Genomic DNA, 21481 nt, shown 5'->3' on the forward strand with positions numbered 1-21481 from the left:
CTGAACGTGCTCCCGCAAAGCATTGCTCGACCCTGTGCCGAGCTGGCTACTCCAGCTGCGCCAGGCGTTCTTCCAGCGCCGCGATACGCGCCTCCAGTGCCTCGATGCGCTCGGCCGACACGCCGCCGACAGGGCGTTCCGCGCCTTGCTGGCGTGCCGCCAGAATCGCTTCGATGTCGGCCGGGTCGCCGAAGGCATGGGTGTAGCGGTCTTCGCGCTGGCCGGGCTGGCGCGGCAGGTGCAGGGCAAAGCCCCGGGCTACCAGGCGCTCCAGCTGATGCAGCACCTGTTCGGCATCCTCGAATTCATGCATGCGGTTGCTGCGCGTCAGCAGCTCGCTGACCGTCTGCGGCCCGCGCAGGAACATCAGCCCCAGCAGTACCTGTTGCGCTGGTACCAGCTCCAGCGCCTTGTCGACGCGGTGCTCCCAGCGGTCGGCCCGGCTGCCCATCTGCAGGCGCGCCAGGCCCTGGCTTTCGAGGGCACGCAGGCTTTGGCCGACCTGGCCCTGGGTCAGGTTCATCACCGGCTCGCGGCTGGTCTTCTGGTTGCAGGCCAGCACCACGGCGTTGAGGGTGAGGGGGTAGGTTTCGGGGCTGGTGGCCTGCTTTTCGATCAAGGCGCCGAGGATACGGATTTGCGTGCTGTCGAGGCGTTGCTCGTCAACGGGGGTGTCCAACTCAGTGCTCATCGCGCGTTCCCTATGCTGTGGAAGGCAACTAGCCTAATCCTTGCAGAATAAAAGACAAGCCGCCGGGCGGCGCCAAGCGTGTCTATAATCGGCCACGCTCAATCCATCACCCAGCGAGACTGTCATGACCATTTCCCTGTACGCCGCCTCTGTTCCCGTTTTCAAGCAGATGCTCAATGCCCTGAGCGATGTGCTGGGCAAGGCCCAGGCGCACGCCGAGGCGAAGAATATCGACGCCAATGTCTTCCTGCAGGCGCGCCTGTACCCCGACATGTTCCCGCTGGTTCGCCAGGTGCAGATTGCGGTGGACTTCGCCAAGGGGGTTTCGGCCCGCCTGGCCGAGGTCGAACTGCCCAAGTACGACGACACTGAAACCACATTTGCCGATTTGCAGGCGCTGATCGCCAAGGTGCTGGCCTTTGTCGAGCAGATCGAGGCGAAGCAGATCGACGGCAAGGAAGGTATCGAGATCATCACCCGTCCGGGTACGCCGAAAGAAAAACGCTTCACCGGCCAGAGCTACCTGCTGACCTACGGCCTGCCGCAGTTCTTCTTCCACGTGACCACGGCCTACGCCATCCTGCGCCACAATGGCGTGGAAATCGGCAAGCGCGACTACATGGGCGCGTTCTGATTACCCAGGCATGAAAAAAGCCCGGCAAGGTCAACGCCTTGCCGGGCTTTTTCATGCCTGCCAGGATCAGCTCGCCTGGCGTTCCTCGGCCTCGCACGCGGCGGCCGTGAACAGCACGTCGGTGGACGAATTGAGCGCCGTTTCGGCCGAGTCCTGCAGGATGCCGATGATGAAGCCTACCGCCACCACCTGCATGGCCACCTCGCTGGGAATGCCGAACAGGCCGCACGCCAGCGGAATCAGCAGCAGCGAGCCGCCCGCCACCCCCGAGGCGCCGCATGCGCACACGGCGGCGACCACGCTGAGCAGGATGGCCGTGGGCAGGTCGACGCTGATGCCCAGGGTATGCACCGCCGCCAGGGTCAGCACGGTGATGGTGATGGCCGCGCCGGCCATGTTGATGGTCGCACCCAGCGGGATCGACACCGAGTAGGTGTCTTCATGCAGCCCGAGCTTTTCGCTCAGGGCCAGGTTGACCGGAATGTTGGCGGCCGAGCTGCGGGTGAAGAACGCGGTGATGCCGCTTTCGCGCAGGCACAGCAGCGTCAGCGGGAATGGGTTGCGACGGATTTTCCAGTACACGATCAGCGGGTTCATCACCAGCGCCACGAACAGCATGCAGCCGATCAGCACCGCCAGCAGGTGCAGGTAGCCCAGCAGGGCCCCCAGGCCGGATTCGGCCAGGGTCGCCGCCACCAGGCCGAAGATTCCCAGAGGCGCGAAACGGATGACCATGCGCACGATCAGCGTTACGCCCTTGGACAGGTCGTCGACCACGGTGCGGGTGGTTTCACCGGCATGTCGGATAGCCACGCCCAGGGCGATCGCCCAGGCCAGGATGCCGATGAAGTTGGCCTCCATCAGCGCAGTCACCGGGTTGGCCACCACGCTCAGCAGCAGGCCTTGCAGCACTTCGCTGATGCCACCAGGCGGGCTCATCGCCACATCATGAGTGGCCAGCACCAACTGGGAGGGGAACAGCATGCTGGCGACCACCGCCACTACCGCTGCGGAAAAGGTGCCGAAAAGATAGAGCACCAGAATAGGGCGGATATGGGTTTCCTGGCCGTGCCTGTGGTTGGCGATGGAAGCCATCACCAGGATGAACACCAGAATGGGTGCCACCGCCTTGAGTGCACTGACAAATACCTTGCCGATAAATGCCAGGTTCAGCGCGGCGGCTGGCCAGAGCAGCGCCACGGCAATGCCGGCCACCAGGCCGATCACGATCTGCAGTACCAGACTGGTACGGTTCAACAGGTTCAGAAGTGGGGTCATGACAGGTGTTTCTCGTTCTTGTGCAAGGTCCGGGAGGCCCGGATAGCGTAGCAAAGGCATGCCGCGGGCTAGCCCTGCGGCGAAAGGGGCGGGACTTTAGCACAGCACGCGGGCCCTGACCGCAGCACACTGCCTGGCGGTAGGTGGGGCGTGTTGTCGCGATGCGTCGGCGCGTCCTTCTATCGACGGTTCGGGCCGTGGAATGTTTAGGCCCGGGATGTGATGTCGGTGCCGTGTGTCTCTCAGGGCGCAGGCCAGTTGAACAGCTCGCGGCGGGCACCTTCGGTGATCGCGACGATACCCGGGTGCTTGACCTTGCGCTCTACCGAAATGGCATAGAACGACTCGGTGACGGCATCGGTCTGGCCGATCAACTCCACCCCGTACTGGCGGCAGACCTCGTCGGCGATCACGCTGGGGGCGATGAAGATGCCGCTGCCCGACTGCCCGAATGCCTGCATCAGCGCACTGTCATCGAATTCGCCGACGATGCGCGGCTGCAACTGTTGCTCGGCGAACCAGCGCAGCAGCCGGCTGCGCACCACCGTCTCCTGGCCGGGAATGAGCATCGGTGCATGCTGCAGACCGACAGGAAAGGGCGCCGGATGCAGGGCAGCCAGTGCCGGGGTGGCGAAGAAACTGATGCCGCACTCCCCGAGCTTCTGGCTGTAGCCCTTGATGTCGAGATGGCTGGGCATCGGGCTGTCGGAGATCACCATGTCCAGGCGCTGTACTGCCAAATCTGCCAGCAGGCGTTCGAGCTTGTCCTCGCGGCAGGTCAGGCGCAGCGGGTCGGGCAGCTCCATGGTCGGCGCCAGCAGCCGGTACACGATCGACTTGGGCACCACGTCGGCCACCCCCACGCGAAACAGAATCTGCTGCTCATCGGGCTGGGCGCGCAGCACTGCTTCCAGTTCGCCGCCAATCTGGAACATCTGCTCGGCGTAGGACAGGGCCTGGCGCCCGGTCTCGGTCAGTTCGAGCTGGCGTCCCACACGGCGAAACAATTCGATACCGTAGCTATGCTCAAGCAGGCTGATCTGCCCGCTGATGGTCTGCGGGGTGAGATTGAGCTGCTCGCCGGCACGCACGATGCTGCCGGTCTTGGCCACGACCCAGAAGTAATGCAGTTGTCGGTAGTTGAGCATGTGCATCTCCGATTCGTAAAAACCGAAGTATAACTGCTGAAAATACGAATTTTCCGGATGTTTCAGTCTCTTTAGAATGCGTCGCTATCAAGGCAAGACCTTCAGAGAGGAACCCATGCTGTATTTCAAATCGATTGGCACACCCCTGGTGATGGCGCTGGCGCTGCTGGCCATGAGCGGTTGCGAGCAGGCGGAAAAATCTGCCCAGCAGATGCTCAACCAGGCTGCCCAGTCGGCCAAGGAAGCGATCGACAAGACCAACGATGCCGCCCAGCAGGCGCTCAGCGACGCGACCGGTTCGCCCCTGGCGAAAAAGCCCGATGAGTCCCAGGACAAACCCGAGCGCGACGACAGCGCCCGGGAAATCTGATTTTTTACTCACACTGATTCAGGATTGATTCATGGAATACCTGTTGGAACTTGCTGCAAGCCCGACCGCCTGGGTGGCCCTGGCTACCCTGGTGGCCATGGAGATCGTGCTGGGCATCGACAACCTGATCTTCATCTCGATTCTCACCAACAAGCTGCCTGAGCAGTTCCGCTCCAAGGCACGGCGCATCGGTATCAGCATGGCGCTGGTGATGCGCCTGGGCCTGCTCAGCACCGTGGCGTGGATCGTGCAGCTTACCGAGCCGGTGGTGGACGTGTTCGGCCATGCCTTCTCGTGGAAGGACATGATCCTGATCGCCGGTGGCCTGTTCCTGCTGTGGAAGGCGACGTCCGAGATTCACCACAGCGTCGACCCGCGTGCCAAGGAAGAGACCAAGGCGTCGTCTACCGTGACCCTGGGCTTTGCCGCGGCGATCGGGCAGATCCTGGTACTGGACATCGTGTTCTCGATCGACAGCATCATCACGGCCGTGGGCATGACCGAGCACTTGCCGATCATGATCATCGCGGTGATCAGTGCGGTGATCGTGATGCTGGTGGCCGCCGACCCGCTGGCCCGGTTCATCAACGACAACCCTACCGTGGTGATGCTGGCCCTGGGCTTCCTGATCATGATCGGCATGACCCTGATCGCCGAAGGCTTCGGTGCCCATGTGCCCAAGGGTTATGTGTATGCGGCGATGGCGTTCTCCACCGCGATCGAGGTGCTCAACATCATGTCGCGCCGGGCTCGCGAGCGGCGCGAGGCGCTGCAAGCGAAACCTGACTGACCGCTTCGCCAGCGACGTCGGCTCTGCAGGACGCACCTGCAGATGCCGGCGTTGTCGGCGAAGGTTGTTATGCAGTGTCGCGTCAGTGCGCGTTGGCGTGGCGGCGAGCGTGCCGCTGTGCCTCGGATGCAGCCCTGGTCGGCTGCGGATGGTGCAGATGGTGGCGGCGCGCGATGCGCAACACCCCCCAGAGCATGGCTGCGGCTACCACCAGCCACGTGCCTATCAACAGAAAGATTCCCATCGTCAGACTCATTGCGTGCCTCCTTCGACTGGGCAAGCTGCACTCGCCATTCGGACACAAGCTCAGTCTAGCCCATCGTCTGTGACAGACGGTTGACCAGTGGTCCAGCGCCTTGGTTCAGTTCGCTCTAAGCGTGCCGCGGGCTATACCGCAGGCCTGCGCCAGCCTATGATCGCAAGCCAGGGCCGGGCGTCGTCTGCCCGGCATCAGCACAAGCGAGTGTCCATGTTGCCCACCGCCCCCAAACGTCGCGTGTCCCATCGTCTGCTGCTGGCTTGCCTGCTGGCCGCCAGCCTGGCCGGTTGCGCCAGCCAGCCTTCATCCCAGCTCAACAGCCTGCCCCAGCGCGTGGAACTGGGCGCGGTGCCGTTCTACCGTGGTAACGCCAACCAGAGCGCGCCGATGGCGCTGGCCGCGATCCTCTCGCAGCAGGGGGTGCGCATCACCCCCGGCCTGCTCGAAGGGCCCTTGCAACTGCCACAAGGTGTCGACAGGCTGCAGGCCTCGGTAGCGACTGTGGCACGCCAGTACGGCATGGTGGTGTACCCGCTCGACGGCACCCTGCCGGCGTTGCTGACCCAGGTGGCCGCGGGCAATCCGGTGCTGTTGCGCTATCAGGAAGGTTCGGCGTTCTGGAGCGAGCCGCGCTATGCCCTGCTGGTGGGTTATGACCGCTACAAGTCGCGGGTGCTGCTGCGTGCGGGCAACAATCGGCGCTTGCTGATGGACTTCGACGATTTCGCCGCAGCCTGGAAGAAGGAGGGGAGCTGGGCGGTGCTGGTGCAGCCGCCCGGCCAACTGCCGGCCCAGGTGGACCGCCAGCGCTGGCTCAAGGCCGCCAATGAACTGGCCCAGGCAGGCCAGGAGCAGGCGGCCCGCCAGGCCGTCAATGCCGTGGGGCAGTGACGGCCCGGGGTTGCCGGCTTACACGCCCAGGCGGTCGCGCAGGCTGTAGTACCACGCGCCCAGGGCACTGAACGGTACGCGCAGCATCTGGCCACCCGGGAACGGGTAGTGCGGCAGTTCGGCGAAGGCGTCGAAACGCTCGGCCTGGCCGCGCAGGGCCTCGGCCAGCACCTTGCCGGCCAGGTGGGTGTAGGTGACGCCGTGGCCGCTGCAGCCCTGGGAGTAGTAGATGTTGTCGCCCAGACGACCTACCTGCGGCAGGCGCGACAGGGTCAGCAGGAAGTTGCCGGTCCAGGCGTAGTCGATCTTCACGTCCTTGAGCTGCGGGAAGGCCTTGAGCATTTTCGGGCGGATGATCGCCTCGATGTTGGCCGGGTCACGCGCGCCGTATACCACGCCACCGCCGAAGATCAGGCGGTTGTCGCCGGTCAGGCGGTAGTAGTCGAGCAGGTAGTTGCAGTCTTCCACGCAGTAGTTCTGCGGCAGCAGGGTACGTGCCAGCTCTTCGCTCAGCGGCTCGGTGGTGATCACCTGAGTGCCGCATGGCATCGACTTGGCGGCCAGTTCCGGTACCAGGTTGCCCAGGTAGGCGTTGCCCGCCACGATGATGAACTTGGCGCGCACCTTGCCCTGCGGGGTATGCACGACCGGGTTGGCACCGCGCTCGATGCGGATGGCCGGGGACTGTTCGTAAATCTTGCCACCCAGCGATTCCACTGCGGCGGCTTCGCCCAGGGCCAGGTTGAGCGGGTGGATATGGCCGCCGCTCATGTCCAGCATGCCGCCGATGTAGCTGTCGCAGGCGACCACTTCACGGATGCGGCGCTGGTCCATCAGTTCCAGCTGGGTGTGGCCGTAGCGTTCCCACAGGCGTTGCTGGGATTCCAGGTGGCCCATCTGCTTTTTGGTCAGGGCGGCGAACACGCCACCGTCCTTCAGGTCGCACTGGATGTTGTACTTGGCCACGCGCTCGCGGATGATGCGCCCGCCCTCGAAGGCCATCTGGCCGAGCAGCTGTGCCTGCTTGGGGCCGACGGTACGTTCGATCACGTCGATGTCGCGGCTGTAGCTGTTGACGATCTGACCGCCGTTGCGGCCAGAGGCACCGAAGCCGACCTTGGCGGCTTCAAGCACGGTGACGCTGAAACCGTTCTCGAGCAGGAACAGGGCACTGGACAGGCCGGTGTAACCCGCACCGATCACGCAGACGTCGGTCTGTACTTCTTCCTGCAGGCTCGGGCGCTGCGGGACGGGGTTGGCCGATGCGGCGTAATACGACTGGGGGTAGGGGGTGTTGGCCATGTGCGGGCACCTCAGGGTTTGTAGTTGTATGTTCTATATTTTTTACGATTGTGCAGATCGTATCAACAATAATAAACACCCGCCAGCCAGACGGTAAAAATCGCGCAAACCCGGGCTGGGGTAAAAAATATTAGTATTCAGTGGCTTAGCGTGAAAAAAAGTATTGACACGCTGCGTCGATTGCGTAGAATGCCGCCTCACAGCAGGCACATAGCTCAGTTGGTTAGAGCACCACCTTGACATGGTGGGGGTCGTTGGTTCGAATCCAATTGTGCCTACCAAGCATCACCGCCCCTGCTGGCGGTACACGAAAAAGGCGATCCGAGAGGGTCGCCTTTTTCGTTTGGGCCGTTTTCATGGGCGCGGCAAAGCTGCTGATTTTTTTGTACATTTCGCTTTACGAGGGGGCTTGAACCTGAGTAGAATGCGCCCCGCAGCAGGCACATAGCTCAGTTGGTTAGAGCACCACCTTGACATGGTGGGGGTCGTTGGTTCGAATCCAATTGTGCCTACCAAACATCACCGCCCCTGCTGGCGGTAACACAAAAAGGGCGACCCGCAAGGGTCGCCCTTTTTGTTTGCCTGAAGCAAAGGGCGCGGCCGGATTGCTCGGGCCGCGCGGTGCATCAGGGGATACGGGTGATCTCCACGCCGCTCTGTACCAGCTCGAAGCGATCCTCGCCCAGGTGGTTGACCCGATCGCCGATGGCCAGGCGATAGCTGGTGATCGGCAAGGAGTCGGCACTTCCATCGGCCTGCAGGGTGGCTTCCTGAAATTCATGAACGGGGTAGATGCGTCCTTCAGCATCCCGAGCATGAAATTGTCCGACCAGTACTGCTGTCATTTGGCGTGTGCCCTCTGAAATGTTCTCTATGGGCCATAGACCACTGTTTTGCCTGGGAAGTTTAGTCCCCCTGGAAAAAAACCTGTGGGCCGCGCCGTAGCGTCTATAACTACCACTTCTCTATGTCGATCAGGTTGGAGCGTGGTCATGAGCCAGGTCTATTCGGTTGCGGTGTTGGTAGGCAGCTTGCGCAAGGAGTCGATCAACCGCAAGGTCGCCAGGGCGCTTGCAGAGCTGGCACCGGCCAGCCTCAAGCTGGGTATCGTCGAAATTGGCGAGCTGGCGTTGTACAACGAGGATATCGACACCGACCCGCCCGCAGCCTACAAGGCCTTTCGCGACAAGGTGCGTGCCAGCGACGCGGTGCTGTTCGTGACCCCCGAGTACAACCGCTCGGTGCCCGGGGTGCTCAAGAACGCCATCGACGTCGGCTCGCGCCCGTATGGGCAGAGCGTGTTCAGCAAGAAGCCGGGGGCGGTGATCAGTGTGTCGCCGGGGGCGGTGGGGGGCTTTGGTGCCAACCACCACCTGCGCCAGTCCCTGGTGTTTCTCGATGTGCCCTGCATGCAGCAGCCAGAGGCCTATGTGGGTGGGGCGGCGACGCTGTTCGACGAGCATGGCAAGCTTTCGGAGAAGACCCGGCCGTTTCTGCAGAGCTTCATCGACAGTTATGCGGCGTGGGTGGTGCGGCACCTGGCATAGGGCCCAGGCGCGCCCTTGGCTGGCGAGGGCGGCTCCTGGCCTGCAGGAGCCGCCTTGCCGATTGCAGGAGCCGGCATTGCCGGCGAAAGCCCCAACGCGGTCTACACCCCCTGCGGCATCTCACCCTGCGCCAAACGCCGATTGATATCCTCCACCACCTGCGGCAGGTCATTGATGGTGTCGATCAGGTAGTGCGGGCGTGACCCTTCGAACAGCGCATGAATGCGCGCACGCTCGCTGGCCAGTTGCTCGGCATCCAGCGCCAGGTAGCCTTCATGGGTCAGCCCCAGCGCGTTGCCCGAGCACACCAGCGCCACGGTCCACATGCCGGCACGACGCCCTTCCAGAATGCCCGGTACGGTGTCGTCCACCTTCACGCACGCCGCCACATCGTCGATACCCAGCGCAATCACGTTGGCCAGCGCCTGGGCCGGCCACGGGCGACCGTTGGGGGTCTGGTCGGTGGCCACCACATGGTCGGCCACATAGCCATTGCGCCCGGCCAGTTCCACCACCTTGTCCATCACCACCTTCGGATAGCCTGAGCACGAACCGATCTTCAGGCCCTGCCGGCGCAGGGCGCTGATGGTCTGCAGTGCGCCGGGGATCAGCGCCGAATGGGTGGCGATCTTTTCGATCTGCAGCGGCATGAAGCGGTTGTAGAGCGCCGTCACGTCATCATCGCTCGGCACGCGGCCGAACACCGCGCGATAGCGCTCGGCAATCTGCGGCTGGTCGCACAGCGTGCGGATATGGTCCCACTTGCCCATGCCCATGGGGCCGCGGGCCTCCTCGATGGACACCTGTACATCGAATTCGGCAAAGGCCTCGACGAAGATCTGCGTGGGGGCGAACGAGCCAAAGTCGACCACGGTTCCGGCCCAGTCGAGAATGGCCGCTTGCAGTTTTGTGGGGTTGCTGTAGTTCATCATTGCGTTCCTTGTTCGGTATACCGCAGAAAAGGGGGATAAAACGGAATCAGATGTGCAGCACTTCCATTTCCCGCAGCGCATCGGCCACGGCCTGGACCGCGGCGCGCATCTCGTGGGGGCCGACGCAGCCGATGCAGCCCACGCGGAATGTCTCGACCTGGGTCAGCTTGCCGGGATAGAGGATGAACCCCTTGGCCTTGACCCGTTCGTAGAAGTCCGCGAACTGGTAGCGCGGGTCACGCGGGGCGTGGAAGGTGACGATGATCGGGGCCTGGATGGCGGCGGGCAGAAAGCTGCGCAAGCCGATGGCCGCCATGCCGTCGAGCAGGGTCTTGCAGTTGCTTGCATAGCGCTGGTGGCGCGCCGCCAGGCCGCCTTGCTCGTGGTACTGCAGCAGCGCCTCGTGCAGCGCCGCCACCACGTGGGTGGGCGGGGTGAAGCGCCACTGGCCGGTGCGGGCCATGTAGGCATGCTGGTCATGCAGGTCCAAGGCCAGCGACGGCGAGTTGCCCTCGGCGCCAGCCAGTGCGGCCTTGTCGGTGAACACGAAGCCCATGCCCGGTACGCCTTCGAGGCACTTGCCGGACGCCGCGATCAGGGCATCGAAAGGCACTTGGGCCGCGTCGATCGGCAGGGCGCCGAACGAGCTCATGGCGTCGATGATCAGGCGCTTGCCGTGCTCGGCGACGACCTGGGCGATCTGCGCCAGCGGGTTGAGGATGCCGGTACTGGTTTCGCAGTGAATCAGCGCCACGTGGGTAATGCTGGCATCGGCGCGGATCAGGCGTTGGACATCGGCGGCGGTGGTGGGCTGGTCTTCGGCGGTCTCGAAGGTGGTGAATGCGCGGCCCAGCACCTGGCAGATCCTGGCCAGGCGCTGGCCATAGGCGCCGTTGACCAGTACCAGCACCTTGCCGTCACGGGGCACCAGCGTGCCGATGGCCGCCTCCACGGCGAAGGTGCCGCTGCCTTGCAGGGGCACGCAGTGGTGGCTGGCGTGGCCATTGACGATGCTCAGCAACTGCTGGCACAGGTTGGCGGTCAAGGTGTTGAATTCGCGGTCCCATGAGCCCCAGTCGAGCATCATCGCCTGCCGCGTGCGTGCCGAGGTGGTCAGGGGGCCCGGCGTCAGCAGGACGGGGGTGTGGGTCATGGCGATGCTCCTCGCAAGCGGTGGGCTGAAACTACGGTGCCTACGTTGCAATTGCGCGCTTCATCAATCAAATTGTTTGTCGTTATGCCAACCATAAGTCAGGCCGATAGATATGAACTTGTTCCAGCTTCGCGCTTTCGATGCGGTGGCCCGCGAGGGCAGCTTTACTCGCGCTGCCGCGCGCCTGTTCATCAGCCAGCCAGCGGTCACCGGGCACATCAAGGCACTCGAGGAGCATTACCAGATCACCCTGCTGCGGCGCACTGCGCGGCGTGTGGAGCTGACCGAGGAGGGCACCCGCCTGGCCGCCATCACCCGCGCGATGTTCGGCCTGGCCGAGGAGGCGCAGGTAATGCTCGAAGCCAACCGCCAGTTGCTTACCGGGCGCCTGGAAGTTGCCGCCGACGGGCCACACCAGGTCATGCCGATGCTGGCCCAACTGCGCGTGCGCTACCCCGGCATCACGGTCAACCTGCGCCTGGGCAATGCCCAGGAAACCCTGGCGGCGCTGCTGTCCGAGCATGCCGACGTGGCCGTGCTGACCGAGGTCGAACCGCGCAAGGGCCTGCACCTGCAGGCCCTGGGCCCGTCGCGTATCTGTGCCTTGCTGCCGGCCGGCCATCGCTGGGCCAGCCGCCCCGAGTTGCCCCTTGCCGAACTGGACCAGCAGATCATGGTGCTGCGCGAACCCGGCTCGATCACCCGGCGCACCTTCGACCAGGCCTGTGCCCGGGCCGGGGTGCAGCCACGGGTGCTGCTGGAGCTCGACAGCCGCGAAGCGGTGACCGAGGCGGTGGCCGCGCAGCTGGGGCTGGGTATCGTCTCGTCGATGGAGACCAGCCACGATCCGCGGGTGGTGGCCCGGCCCATAGTGGGGCCAGGGCTGGTCAACCAGCACATGCTCGGTTGCCTGGAGCGGCGCCGCGAGTTGCGCCTGATCCAGGCCTTTCTCGGGCTGGCGTCATCGGCATGACACGGCGTTGGCGTTTTGCCGTCGGCCCCCTAAGATGGCCGGCACACACCACCTGCAACACGAGTGAGGGTCGATGAAGGAGAAAGACACCATCTCCATGCAACTGGTGCGCGAGGCCCTGTTGCAAAGCAGCGCACCCGGCGCGGCGGCTGCGGCGTTGCTGCAGCGGGTGGGGATCGACCCGCAGCAACTGGAGCAGCCCCAGGCCCGCGTGCCGGCCAGTGCCTATGCCCGGCTGTGGCGGCTGCTGGCGCGTCGCTGCAACGACGAGTTCTTCTGCATGGACCCGCGCGGGCTGCGCAGCGGCAGCCTGGCGTTCATCTGCCGCTCGTCCATGGCCCAGCCGACCCTGGGCGCGGGGCTGGAGTGCGCGCTGGGGTTTCTGTCGCTGATGCTCGAGCACCTGCACCCGGTGCTGGTGCGCCAGCAAAGCCTGGCTGAAATCGTGATCGGCGAACCCGCCGAGGCGCCGCGCCGACCCTTCACCTATTTCACCTTCTGGATGATCGTGCATGGTGTGGCCTGCTGGCTGGCGGGTCGGCGCATTCCGATTCTGGCCATCGAATTGCGCTGCGCCGAGCCGGACTACTGCGATGACTACCGCGTGATGTTTTCACAGAACCTGCAGTTCGAGCGCCCACGCACGCGGCTGATTTTCGCTGCCGATTGCCTGGACCTGCCGCTCAGGCGCACACCTGAAGAGCTGCAGCGTTTTCTGGCCGAGGCGCCGGCCAACATTCTGGTGAAGTACCGCGACCCCACCAGCCTGGCGCGGCGGATCCGCGACGACCTGCGCCAGTTGCCCGCCAGCCAGTGGCCGGATGCCGAGGCACTGGCCCAGCAGCTGTGCCTGTCGGCCTCCACCCTGCGTCGACGCCTGGCCGAGCAGGGCCAGACCTACCAGGCCCTCAAGGACAGCGTGCGCCGCGAGCTGGCCATCGGCTGGCTGGTCGATGCGCAGGTCAGCTACGTGGAGATCGCCGAACGCCTGGGGTTTGCCGACACCAGTTCGTTCTACAAGGCCTTTCGCAAGTGGTCGGGGTGCAACCCCGGGCATTACCGCAGCCTCGTGCTGGGTTCGGGCTGAGGCCGCGAGGCAAGCCTTCCCGCTCCCTTGCCGGCGGGGCTGTTCCTAGTCTGGGTGCCCACCCCTTGATGGAGCAGGCGCCATGAGCCCGACCTCGAGCACCCGCAAAACCACCGGCACCACAGACGATCCCACCATTCTCGATCAATTCATCGCCGAACGCCTGCCGGGTTGGCTGCGCACGGCATCCAGGGACCAGGCGCGCGCAGTGAGCGCTGCATTGATCCGGCATCAGGCGTCGCTTGAAGCGTTGACCGAGTTGTTCCAGCTCCTGCAGTCGCCCGACGTGTTCGCTGCGCCCCTGCTGGACAAGGCCTTGCGCGACACCCTGGGGCTGCAACTGGACACGCGTGCGGCGCACTGGAAGGAAGTGCGCCTGCGTCAGTACCGCCCGGGGCTTTCGGCCACGCCCATGCCTTATCTGGAGGCGATCGAGATCCAGAGCCCGCTGTTGCAGCGTGCCCTGCAGAACTTCAGCGAGACTGCCGGCGGCTACTGGGGATTCTTTCGCGGCACGGCGATCGTGTCTGCGGGTCAGGCACTGGGCGTCGCGCCCGAGCGGTTTGCCGGCCTGTGCCGCACGCTGGACCTGGGCCAGAAGTATCAGGCTCATCTGGACAGTGTGCTCGACCCGCCGGATGACGCACTCAAGCGCCAGCGCCATGCGCTGCTGGCCCGCGAACAGCGCGATCAGCTGGATGTGGCCGCCCAGGTCGGCTACCTGAAAAAGGACATCGACGAGGTGGCCTACCGCATGCTGCGCCAGGTGGTCGACGGGGCGAGCCAGGTGACTTACGCCGAGCACCCGGTAAGGGTGCGCAGCATCGAGGTGCTGGGGCAGCAGGTACAGGGCGCGGTCGCCTTTCTGGCCCGTGGCGAACCCCTGGAGGGGGCGATACGCTGGACCGAGGCCGGCCTGGTGCGCCAGGTGGTGGTGTTTCTGCCTGGCGATCCGCAGCGCCCGCTGCGTCAGTATCCGACCTGGTATGCCTGTGCAACCGATCTGGGCCTGGCCTTGAAATCGGCTGATTACCTGAGCTACTTCCAGGGCCTGATCAGCCTGCAGGAGCGTGCAGCTTTCGGCGCGGCGTGGCAGGCGCAGCGAGACGCGGCGCGCCCGGACCTGGAACTGCTCGATTACCCGCTGGCCGGAGAGTTGTTCGCCAGCCTTGCGCAATGGCGTATCGCCCGGCTCAAGGCCGACGCAGCGGTGCTTGCCGTGCCTACGGCCAGGGTCGACGATGCGCTGGCCGAAGCACGTCGCGAGGCCTACCTGGCCGCAGGTGAAACCCTGCTCGGCATAGCGGCCTCGTTCGTCCCCGGGGTTGGCCAGATCATGCTGCTCAGTAGCGTCGGGCAGTTGCTGGGCGAGGTCTATGAGGGCGCCGTCGACTGGAGCAAGGGCCAGCGCAAGGAGGCCCTGGCGCATCTGACCGGCGTGGCCGAAAACGTGCTGGCCAGCGTTGCAACAGGGGCGGGTGTGGCGGGCCTGGTGGCGGTGGCCAAACGTTCGGCCTTCGTCGACGGCCTCATGCCGATAGTGCGCAGCACGGGCCAATACAGGCTGTGGAACGAAGACCTGGCAAGCTACCGTCATGCCCACCCTTTGCCTGAAGCCCTGGTGCCGCGCAGCGATGGCTTGTATGAGGATGCAGGCGCGCTGTGGCTCAGGCATGAAGGGCAGACCTATCAGGTTCAGCAGCGCGATGGGCGCTGGGTTTTGGTGCACCCGCAGCGTGCCGAAGCCTACTCGCCCGGCCTGGAAACCAATGGCGAAGGCGCCTGGCGCCTGCCTGGCGAGCATGCGCTGCAGTGGGCGGGCAATGCCCTGCTGGTGCGGCGCCTGGGCCCGCTGGCCGAAGGGCTGAGCGATGCGCAGATCGACCAGGTCATGGTGATTGCCGGTATGGACGAGGCGCGCCTGCGCGGTCTGCACGTGGAGAACCGGGGCATGCCGGTTCGCCTGCGCGATACCCTGGTCCGCTTCGGTATCGATACGCGCATCTCGACATTCTTCGAGCGTCTGCACCGGCAAACCGATGCCCAGGGCCTGGACCCTGTGCTCCATGCCTTCTGCAGGGAGCATCTGCAGGGTGTCGAAGACGCGGGGCAGGACTCGGAGCTCGATCACATCTGGGAGCAGATGCCGCGCTTGCGCTTCGAACTGTTCGAGCACCTTGAGGCGGCCACGCTGACCGCTGCCGATAGCCGTGTGAGCCTGTTGCAACGTGACTTTCCCGGGCTGGCGCGACGCTATGCCCAGGCGCTGGCAGAGCAGGCCGATGCCACGCAGCGCCAGATGATGGATCAGACTCGCCGCATTCCCCTGGCGGTCGCCGAGCAGGCACGCCACACCTTGCGTGAGGCGCGATTGAGCAGGGCGCTGGAGGGGCTGTGCCTGCAGAACGTGCACAGTGACGACAGCGTGGGCCTGGCCTTCGGCTTGCTGCGACGCATGCCGGCCTGGCCCGACGGGCTGAACCTGGAGCTGCGCGAAGGTTCGTCCAGCGGGCGGGTGATCGAGCGCCAGTTGTCACTCAGCGATACCCGCCAGACCCGCGTGCTGGTGCGTCGCGACGGGCAGTTTTCGGTGTACGACACTGAAGGCTACGAGCTCGACGACGAGATCCCGGCGCCCCAGGGGATGTTCGAGGCGATTGCCTGCTGCCTGACGCGCGAGCAGCGTCGCGCCCTGGGCTGGACGCGTCATGACAGCGCGGCACAAATGCGCGAGGCCCTGGCTGCGCGGGCCCTGGCCAATCCCTCCGAGGCCGCGCAACTGATCGGGCAGGCGCGCTCGGCCGGGCGCTTCAGCCCGCCCCAACGCTTGCCCGACGGTCGCATCGGGTATCCGCTCAGTGGCCGGGGCAGTGCGACACGACGGTCCCTGGTCAGTGTGGTGCGTGTGCTGTTCCCGGGCTATGACCAACTCCAGATCGATGTGCTTCTGACCGAACTGCAGGGGGGCTCGGTTGAACCGATGACGGCACTGATGCGCCTGCTGGACCAGTACCAGCGCCTCGATGCGAGCCTGCAGCTGTGGTGTCGGGAGGTCTTTGGCCAGTCCCGCGAGTGGCGACGCCTGGTGGCCGATGAGCTGCGCCGGTGCTGGCGACGACAGACCGATCGCGTGACCAATGGGGGTGGCACGCTGATCGGCTATCGCCTGAACCTGGTGGCGATGCCGGTGGGGCATCTGCCGCCGCTGGGGGCCGGTATCGATTTTTCCCACGTGATAGACCTGAGCCTGGTGGGCATGGGCCTGACCGAGCTGTCGAACAGCTTCCTGCAACGCTTTGTCGGCGTGCGCTGGCTCAACCTGGCCAACAACCGCTTCGGGCGCATACCGCCTGCCTTGAACGGCATGAACTGGTTGCGTGAGGTGAACCTGAACCTCAACCAGATCAACCTGCGCAACACCGGGGTCAATACCCTTGCGTCCCTGCATCGGCTTGAAGTGCTGAACCTGGACAACAATCCCATCGAGATCCTGCCGAACATGGCCGGCATGTACAACTTGCGCCACGTGTGGTTGCGCAGTACGCGCCTGCAGCTGTTCCCGACCGGGTTGCTCGAATGTCCGTTTCTGGATGTGGTCGACTTGCGCGACAACCTCATCACCCAGTTGCCGGAGACGTTCTTCGTGCCCGAGTCGCTGAACATCTACCTGCTCCAGCGTAACCCCCTGCCGCAGGCCACCTGGGACCGCATCAACGATCTGCAGCAGTTGCTGCCCGTGGTGGAGGCTGCGGCCGGTGTCATGGTACGTGCTGAAACGACTGCGCAAGCCCGCGCACTATGGCTGGAGCTGGCGAACGAGGCGCAGCTGGATGTGCGCAGCCGTTACTGGGACAGCCTGATTGCAGAGCCTGGCGCCGCAGACATCTTCCAGTTGCTGACCGAACTGACCGGGTCGGCGGATTTCCAGCATACCCGGGCCGAACTGGACCAGCGCGTGTGGCGCATGCTCGAGGCGATGGCGCAGCACACGGCGCTGCGCGAGGAACTGTTCGAGCTGGCGGCCAGCCCGACCACGTGCGTGGACAGCGTGTCGTCCACCTACAGTGCGCTCGAAGTGCGGTATTTGCTGTTTCAGACCGTGCGCGCGGACAGCCCGAACGAGCAGCAGGGCGAAGCGTTGCTCGCTTTTGCGCGGCGTCTGTTTCGTCTTGAACAGGTCGAACAGTTCGCGCGTGCCGACATCCAGGCCAGGACGCAGGAGGCGCGTGGGGTGGACGAGGTCGAGGTGAGCCTGGCCTATCGCACCCGTCTGGCCGCTGCACTGGACCTGCCCGGGCAACCGCGCAACATGCAGTTCGCCGAAGTGGCCGCCGTGGCCCCGGCACAGATACACGAGGCCCAGCGGGTCGTGCTGGCTGCCGAGCAGACCGACCAGCTGGCAACGTTCATCAGCGGCCGGGATTTCTGGCTGGCCTACCTGCGCCAGGCTCACGAAGGCGAGTTCGAGCAGGTCGAACAACCGTTCTGGGATCGACTCGAGGTGCTGGCCGCGCAACAGGGCACGCTGCAGGAAGGGGTGTACCTGACGCGAATGAACGCATTGCGCAGCGAACGCGAGGCGGCAGTGCAGGCGCTGGCATTGCGCCTGACCCAGGCGGCGCTGGAGGCTGCCGCGTCGCCTGCGGGCTAGCCCCGGGGGCTGTGCAGGCAGTGGCCAAACCAGTCATCCAGATTGACAGCTTTGGCCATTGTCGCTGCGCGCTGGTGGCGCGACTATCGTCAGATCATTCGTTCTATTCCAACAATAAGAAACGAGGAGTCTGGCAATGCGTGATTACCACGACGCGCAGCGTGCTTTCGATTACCTGCACACTGCCGATGCCGTGCTGGCGGGCAACCTGGGTGCGCTCAACGCCTGCGTCGAGTGTTGCGACCGGCACGCCGCCGAGGGCGGCGTGGCCTTGTACTGGGAGCGCCACGACGGGGCCTGCGCGCAGTACACCTTTGCCGACCTGCAGCAGCGCGCCGCACGCCTGGCCAATGTGCTCAAGGCGCAGGGCGTGGGGCCGGGCGACCGGGTGGCGGGGCTGCTGCCGCGCACCGTCGAGCTGCTGGTCACGGTGCTCGCCACCTGGCGCCTGGGGGCAGTCTACCAGCCGCTGTTCACTGCCTTCGGGCCCAAGGCCATCGAGCACCGCCTGCACAGTTCCGGCGCCCGCGTGGTGGTCACCGACCGCACCAACCGCCCGAAGCTCGACGAGGTCGAGGGCTGTGCGCGGATCATTACCGTCGATGCCCAGGCCGGCAGCGGCGACCTGGATTTTCACACTGCCCTCGACGCTGCCAGCGCCGACTGCGCGCCTGTGCTGTTGTCCGGGGAGGCCCCCTTCCTGCTGATGTTCACCTCCGGCACCACCGGCCCGGCCAAGCCGCTGGCGGTGCCGTTGCGGGCCATCGTGGCGTTTCAGGGCTACATGCGCGACGCCATCGACCTGCGCCCCGAAGACAACTTCTGGAACCTGGCCGACCCCGGCTGGGCCTACGGCCTGTACTACGCCGTCACCGGGCCGCTGGCGCTGGGCCAGGCCACCACCTTCTTCGACGGCCCGTTCAGTGTCGAAAGTACCTGCCGGGTGATCGACAAGTACGCCATCACCAACCTGGCCGGGTCGCCCACGGCCTATCGCATGCTGATCGCTGCCGGCCAGGCCTTCGCCGAGCCGATCAAGGGCCGCCTGCGGGTGGTCAGCAGCGCCGGCGAACCGCTCAACCCGGAGGTGATCCGCTGGTTCGCCGAACACCTGCAGGTGCCCATCCACGATCACTATGGCCAGACCGAACTGGGCATGGTGCTGTGCAACCACCACGGCCTGCGTCACCCGGTGCACCTGGGCTCGGCCGGCTTTGCCATCCCGGGTCATCGCATCGTTGTGCTTGATGAACAGCAGCACGAACTGCCGCCCGGCCAGCCCGGCATCCTCGCGGTGGACCGCGAGCAGTCACCGCTGTGCTGGTTCGGTGGCTACCACGGGGTCCAGACCAAGGCCTTCGTCGGCAAGTACTACCTCAGCGGCGACACGGTGGAGCTGAACCAAGACGGCAGCATCAGCTTTGTCGGGCGCAGCGACGACGTGATCACCACCTCCGGGTATCGGGTCGGGCCGTTCGATGTGGAAAGCGCGCTGATCGAGCACCCGGCGGTGATCGAGGCCGCCGTGGTCGGCAAGCCGGACCCGGAGCGCACCGAACTGATCAAGGCGTTCGTGGTGCTGGCCAGCGGCGTGGAGGGCACGCCGGAGCTGGCCGAAAACCTGCGCCAGCATGTGCGCCAGCGCCTTTATGCACATGCCTACCCGCGCGAAATCGAATTTGTCGGCGAGCTGCCCAAGACCCCGAGCGGCAAGCTGCAGCGTTTCATCCTGCGCAATCAGGAAATAGCCAAACAACACACCGCGCCGGCGCCCGTCGCCAGCGCCTGAGGACCCCTTATGCAAATTGCCAACAAGAACTTCATCGTCAGCGGCGCCGCCTCCGGGCTGGGCGCCGCCACCGCCGAGATGCTGATCGGCGCCGGTGCCCAGGTGATGCTGGTGGACCTTAACGCCGAGGCCGTTGCAGCCAAGGCGCAAGCCCTGGGTGACAAGGCCCGTTTCGCCGTGGCCGACATCAGTCAGGAGGCCCCGGCCAAGGCCGCCGTGGACGCGGCCGTCAGCGCCTTTGGCAGCCTCCACGGGCTGGTCAACTGTGCCGGCATCGTCGGCGCCGAGAAGGTCCTGGGCAGGCAGGGGCCGCACGGCCTGGACAGCTGCAGCCGGGTGATCAACGTCAACCTGATCGGCAGCTTCAACCTGCTGCGCCTGGTGGCAGCGGCCATGGCCGAAGGCGGTGCCGACGCCGACGGCGAGCGCGGGGTGATCATCAATACCGCCTCCATCGCCGCCTATGACGGGCAGATCGGCCAGGCGGCCTACGCTGCCTCCAAGGGCGCGATTGCCAGCCTGACCCTGCCGGCCGCCCGCGAACTGGCGCGCTTCGGTATCCGCGTGATGACCATCGCGCCGGGCATCTTCGAAACCCCGATGATGGCCGGCATGACCCAGGAAGTACGCGACTCGCTGGCGGCCGGCGTGCCGTTCCCGCCGCGTCTGGGGCGCCCGCAGGAGTACGCGGCGCTGGCGCGTCACATCATTGAAAACAGCATGCTCAACGGCGAGGTGATCCGCCTCGACGGTGCCTTGCGCATGGCTGCCAAGTAATTCAGGAGAACCGCATGAGCATGTCCCATGATCCCATCGTAATCGTCAGCGCCGTGCGCACGCCCATGGGCGGCCTGCAGGGCGATCTCAAAAGCCTGACTGCACCGCAACTGGGCGCTGCCGCCATTCGCGCAGCCGTCGAGCGTGCGGGCGTGGCTGCCGACAGCGTCGACCAGGTGCTGTTCGGCTGCGTGCTGCCAGCCGGTCTCGGCCAGGCCCCGGCACGCCAGGCGGCCCTGGGGGCCGGCCTGGACAAGGGCACCACCTGCACCACCCTGAACAAGATGTGCGGCTCGGGCATGCAAGCCGCGATCATGGCCCATGACCTGCTGCTGGCCGGTACCGCCGAGGTGGTGGTGGCCGGCGGCATGGAGAGCATGTCCAACGCCCCGTACCTGTTGGACAAGGCGCGCAGCGGCTACCGCATGGGGCACGGCAAGGTCATCGACCACATGTTTTTCGACGGTCTGGAAGATGCCTACGACAAGGGTCGCCTGATGGGCACCTTTGCCGAGGACTGCGCCCAGGCCCAGGGCTTCAGCCGCCAGGCTCAGGACGACTTTGCGATTGCCTCGCTGACCCGTGCGCAACAGGCGATCGAGAACGGCAGCTTTGCCGCCGAGATCGTGCCGGTGGAGGTGACCGAGGGCAGGCAGACCCGCCTGGTCAGCCACGACGAACAGCCGCCCAAGGCCCGCCTGGACAAGATCGCGCAGCTCAGGCCGGCGTTTCGCGAAGGCGGTACGGTCACGGCAGCCAACTCCAGCTCGATTTCCGACGGTGCGGCGGCGCTGGTGCTGATGCGCAGGTCCCAGGCCGAGCAGCGAGGCCTCAAGCCACTGGCGGTGATCCACGGGCATGCGGCGTTCGCCGACGAGCCTGCACTGTTCCCCACCGCGCCGATCGGCGCCATCGATGCGCTGCTCAAGCGCACCGGCTGGAGCCTGGCCGAGGTCGACCTGTTCGAAATCAACGAGGCGTTCGCGGTGGTCACCCTGGCGGCGATGAAGCAGCTGGACCTGCCCCACGACAAGGTCAACATCCACGGCGGCGCCTGCGCCCTGGGCCACCCCATCGGTGCATCGGGCGCACGTATTCTGGTGACCCTGCTTGCCGCGCTGCGCCAGAAGGGCCTGCGCCGCGGCATCGCGGCCATCTGCATCGGCGGTGGCGAAGCCACGGCCATGGCTGTCGAGTGTCTGGACTGAG

The 21481-nt window shown here is 65.3% G+C and carries 19 protein-coding genes and 2 tRNA genes; 13 read left to right on the plus strand and 8 right to left on the minus strand.

Annotated features, from left to right (window positions below; translation table 11 throughout):
• Positions 1 to 46: 46 nt before the first annotated feature.
• A complete protein-coding gene (locus tag MF6396_RS12770; RefSeq protein WP_043863038.1) occupies positions 47 to 691 on the minus strand; it encodes a YceH family protein in 645 nt (214 codons plus the stop codon).
• A 124-nt stretch (positions 692 to 815) separates the two neighbouring features.
• Here MF6396_RS12770 and MF6396_RS12775 point away from each other — a divergent pair, with 124 nt between their 5' ends.
• Positions 816 to 1325 carry a DUF1993 domain-containing protein gene (locus MF6396_RS12775; RefSeq protein ID WP_054915710.1) on the plus strand — a complete coding sequence of 170 codons (510 nt, stop codon included), beginning with the start codon at positions 816 to 818 and terminating at the stop codon, positions 1323 to 1325.
• A gap of 66 nt (positions 1326 to 1391) precedes the next feature.
• Here the strand turns inward: MF6396_RS12775 and sstT are convergent, their stop codons facing one another.
• Positions 1392 to 2603: a serine/threonine transporter SstT gene (gene sstT, locus MF6396_RS12780; RefSeq protein WP_043863036.1), complete on the minus strand. Its 1212-nt coding sequence runs from the start codon at positions 2601 to 2603 to the stop codon at positions 1392 to 1394.
• A 242-nt stretch (positions 2604 to 2845) separates the two neighbouring features.
• Positions 2846 to 3751: a transcriptional activator NhaR gene (gene nhaR, locus MF6396_RS12785; protein WP_043863167.1), complete on the minus strand. Its 906-nt coding sequence runs from the start codon at positions 3749 to 3751 to the stop codon at positions 2846 to 2848.
• Positions 3752 to 3866: 115 nt separating this feature from the next.
• Between nhaR and MF6396_RS12790 the strand changes: the two genes are divergently transcribed.
• Together MF6396_RS12790 and MF6396_RS12795 are read left to right on the plus strand one after the other, a co-directional pair.
• On the plus strand, positions 3867 to 4121 hold the full coding sequence (locus MF6396_RS12790; RefSeq protein ID WP_078480500.1) for a hypothetical protein: 255 nt from the start codon (positions 3867 to 3869) through the stop codon (positions 4119 to 4121).
• A 31-nt stretch (positions 4122 to 4152) separates the two neighbouring features.
• Positions 4153 to 4911, plus strand: coding sequence for a TerC family protein (locus MF6396_RS12795; RefSeq protein ID WP_043863034.1), 759 nt, complete (start codon positions 4153 to 4155; stop codon positions 4909 to 4911).
• A gap of 82 nt (positions 4912 to 4993) precedes the next feature.
• Here the strand turns inward: MF6396_RS12795 and MF6396_RS28800 are convergent, their stop codons facing one another.
• Positions 4994 to 5167: a hypothetical protein gene (locus MF6396_RS28800; RefSeq protein WP_167400240.1), complete on the minus strand. Its 174-nt coding sequence runs from the start codon at positions 5165 to 5167 to the stop codon at positions 4994 to 4996.
• 156 nt (positions 5168 to 5323) lie between these two features.
• On the opposite strand from MF6396_RS28800, the gene MF6396_RS12800 reads away from it, so the two are divergent.
• Positions 5324 to 6061, plus strand: coding sequence for a peptidase C39 family protein (locus MF6396_RS12800; protein WP_054915713.1), 738 nt, complete (start codon positions 5324 to 5326; stop codon positions 6059 to 6061).
• Positions 6062 to 6079: 18 nt separating this feature from the next.
• On the opposite strand, the gene MF6396_RS12805 is transcribed toward MF6396_RS12800, so the two are convergent.
• A complete protein-coding gene (locus tag MF6396_RS12805; RefSeq protein WP_078480501.1) occupies positions 6080 to 7363 on the minus strand; it encodes an NAD(P)/FAD-dependent oxidoreductase in 1284 nt (427 codons plus the stop codon).
• A 204-nt stretch (positions 7364 to 7567) separates the two neighbouring features.
• On the opposite strand from MF6396_RS12805, the gene MF6396_RS12810 reads away from it, so the two are divergent.
• Together MF6396_RS12810 and MF6396_RS12815 are read left to right on the plus strand one after the other, a co-directional pair.
• Positions 7568 to 7644, plus strand: a tRNA-Val gene (locus tag MF6396_RS12810).
• A 157-nt stretch (positions 7645 to 7801) separates the two neighbouring features.
• Positions 7802 to 7878, plus strand: a tRNA-Val gene (locus MF6396_RS12815).
• Between the two features lie 111 nt (positions 7879 to 7989).
• Here MF6396_RS12815 and MF6396_RS12820 read toward each other — a convergent pair.
• A complete protein-coding gene (locus MF6396_RS12820) occupies positions 7990 to 8208 on the minus strand; it encodes a hypothetical protein (RefSeq protein ID WP_043859680.1) in 219 nt (72 codons plus the stop codon).
• 147 nt (positions 8209 to 8355) lie between these two features.
• Between MF6396_RS12820 and MF6396_RS12825 the strand changes: the two genes are divergently transcribed.
• Positions 8356 to 8910, plus strand: coding sequence for an NADPH-dependent FMN reductase (locus tag MF6396_RS12825; protein WP_078480502.1), 555 nt, complete (start codon positions 8356 to 8358; stop codon positions 8908 to 8910).
• A 101-nt stretch (positions 8911 to 9011) separates the two neighbouring features.
• Here MF6396_RS12825 and phnX read toward each other — a convergent pair whose 3' ends face one another.
• Both phnX and MF6396_RS12835 read right to left on the minus strand, forming a co-directional pair.
• Positions 9012 to 9839: a phosphonoacetaldehyde hydrolase gene (gene phnX / locus MF6396_RS12830; protein ID WP_054915714.1), complete on the minus strand. Its 828-nt coding sequence runs from the start codon at positions 9837 to 9839 to the stop codon at positions 9012 to 9014.
• Between the two features lie 49 nt (positions 9840 to 9888).
• A complete protein-coding gene (locus MF6396_RS12835) occupies positions 9889 to 10995 on the minus strand; it encodes a 2-aminoethylphosphonate--pyruvate transaminase (RefSeq protein ID WP_078480504.1) in 1107 nt (368 codons plus the stop codon).
• 112 nt (positions 10996 to 11107) lie between these two features.
• Here MF6396_RS12835 and MF6396_RS12840 point away from each other — a divergent pair, with 112 nt between their 5' ends.
• The 6 genes from MF6396_RS12840 (at position 11108) to MF6396_RS12865 (ending at position 21480) form a co-directional block, all read left to right on the plus strand.
• Positions 11108 to 11968, plus strand: a complete 861-nt coding sequence (locus MF6396_RS12840) for a LysR substrate-binding domain-containing protein (RefSeq protein ID WP_078480505.1) — start codon at positions 11108 to 11110, stop codon at positions 11966 to 11968.
• 73 nt (positions 11969 to 12041) lie between these two features.
• Positions 12042 to 13055 (plus strand): AraC family transcriptional regulator, encoded by a 1014-nt coding sequence (locus MF6396_RS12845; RefSeq protein ID WP_078480506.1) that lies wholly within the window; start codon positions 12042 to 12044, stop codon positions 13053 to 13055.
• Between the two features lie 82 nt (positions 13056 to 13137).
• Positions 13138 to 17706 carry an NEL-type E3 ubiquitin ligase domain-containing protein gene (locus MF6396_RS12850; protein WP_078480507.1) on the plus strand — a complete coding sequence of 1523 codons (4569 nt, stop codon included), beginning with the start codon at positions 13138 to 13140 and terminating at the stop codon, positions 17704 to 17706.
• Positions 17707 to 17842: 136 nt separating this feature from the next.
• Positions 17843 to 19495, plus strand: coding sequence for an AMP-binding protein (locus MF6396_RS12855; protein WP_078480509.1), 1653 nt, complete (start codon positions 17843 to 17845; stop codon positions 19493 to 19495).
• 9 nt (positions 19496 to 19504) lie between these two features.
• Positions 19505 to 20272, plus strand: coding sequence for an SDR family NAD(P)-dependent oxidoreductase (locus MF6396_RS12860; protein ID WP_078480510.1), 768 nt, complete (start codon positions 19505 to 19507; stop codon positions 20270 to 20272).
• Positions 20273 to 20286: 14 nt separating this feature from the next.
• On the plus strand, positions 20287 to 21480 hold the full coding sequence (locus tag MF6396_RS12865) for an acetyl-CoA C-acyltransferase (RefSeq protein WP_058541898.1): 1194 nt from the start codon (positions 20287 to 20289) through the stop codon (positions 21478 to 21480).
• Position 21481: the final 1 nt, after the last annotated feature.

Origin of the sequence: Pseudomonas sp. MF6396 (assembly GCF_002018915.1) — a bacterium.
GTDB lineage: Bacteria > Pseudomonadota > Gammaproteobacteria > Pseudomonadales > Pseudomonadaceae > Aquipseudomonas > Aquipseudomonas palmensis.

Coding starts and splice junctions, on each gene's coding strand:
- MF6396_RS12770 (WP_043863038.1), bottom strand. CDS start 691: ATGAGCACTGAGTTGGACACCCCCGTTGACGAGCAACGCCTCGACAGC.
- MF6396_RS12775 (WP_054915710.1), top strand. CDS start 816: ATGACCATTTCCCTGTACGCCGCCTCTGTTCCCGTTTTCAAGCAGATG.
- sstT (WP_043863036.1), bottom strand. CDS start 2,603: ATGACCCCACTTCTGAACCTGTTGAACCGTACCAGTCTGGTACTGCAG.
- nhaR (WP_043863167.1), bottom strand. CDS start 3,751: ATGCTCAACTACCGACAACTGCATTACTTCTGGGTCGTGGCCAAGACC.
- MF6396_RS12790 (WP_078480500.1), top strand. CDS start 3,867: ATGCTGTATTTCAAATCGATTGGCACACCCCTGGTGATGGCGCTGGCG.
- MF6396_RS12795 (WP_043863034.1), top strand. CDS start 4,153: ATGGAATACCTGTTGGAACTTGCTGCAAGCCCGACCGCCTGGGTGGCC.
- MF6396_RS28800 (WP_167400240.1), bottom strand. CDS start 5,167: ATGAGTCTGACGATGGGAATCTTTCTGTTGATAGGCACGTGGCTGGTG.
- MF6396_RS12800 (WP_054915713.1), top strand. CDS start 5,324: ATGATCGCAAGCCAGGGCCGGGCGTCGTCTGCCCGGCATCAGCACAAG.
- MF6396_RS12805 (WP_078480501.1), bottom strand. CDS start 7,363: ATGGCCAACACCCCCTACCCCCAGTCGTATTACGCCGCATCGGCCAAC.
- MF6396_RS12820 (WP_043859680.1), bottom strand. CDS start 8,208: ATGACAGCAGTACTGGTCGGACAATTTCATGCTCGGGATGCTGAAGGA.
- MF6396_RS12825 (WP_078480502.1), top strand. CDS start 8,356: ATGAGCCAGGTCTATTCGGTTGCGGTGTTGGTAGGCAGCTTGCGCAAG.
- phnX (WP_054915714.1), bottom strand. CDS start 9,839: ATGAACTACAGCAACCCCACAAAACTGCAAGCGGCCATTCTCGACTGG.
- MF6396_RS12835 (WP_078480504.1), bottom strand. CDS start 10,995: ATGACCCACACCCCCGTCCTGCTGACGCCGGGCCCCCTGACCACCTCG.
- MF6396_RS12840 (WP_078480505.1), top strand. CDS start 11,108: ATGAACTTGTTCCAGCTTCGCGCTTTCGATGCGGTGGCCCGCGAGGGC.
- MF6396_RS12845 (WP_078480506.1), top strand. CDS start 12,042: ATGAAGGAGAAAGACACCATCTCCATGCAACTGGTGCGCGAGGCCCTG.
- MF6396_RS12850 (WP_078480507.1), top strand. CDS start 13,138: ATGAGCCCGACCTCGAGCACCCGCAAAACCACCGGCACCACAGACGAT.
- MF6396_RS12855 (WP_078480509.1), top strand. CDS start 17,843: ATGCGTGATTACCACGACGCGCAGCGTGCTTTCGATTACCTGCACACT.
- MF6396_RS12860 (WP_078480510.1), top strand. CDS start 19,505: ATGCAAATTGCCAACAAGAACTTCATCGTCAGCGGCGCCGCCTCCGGG.
- MF6396_RS12865 (WP_058541898.1), top strand. CDS start 20,287: ATGAGCATGTCCCATGATCCCATCGTAATCGTCAGCGCCGTGCGCACG.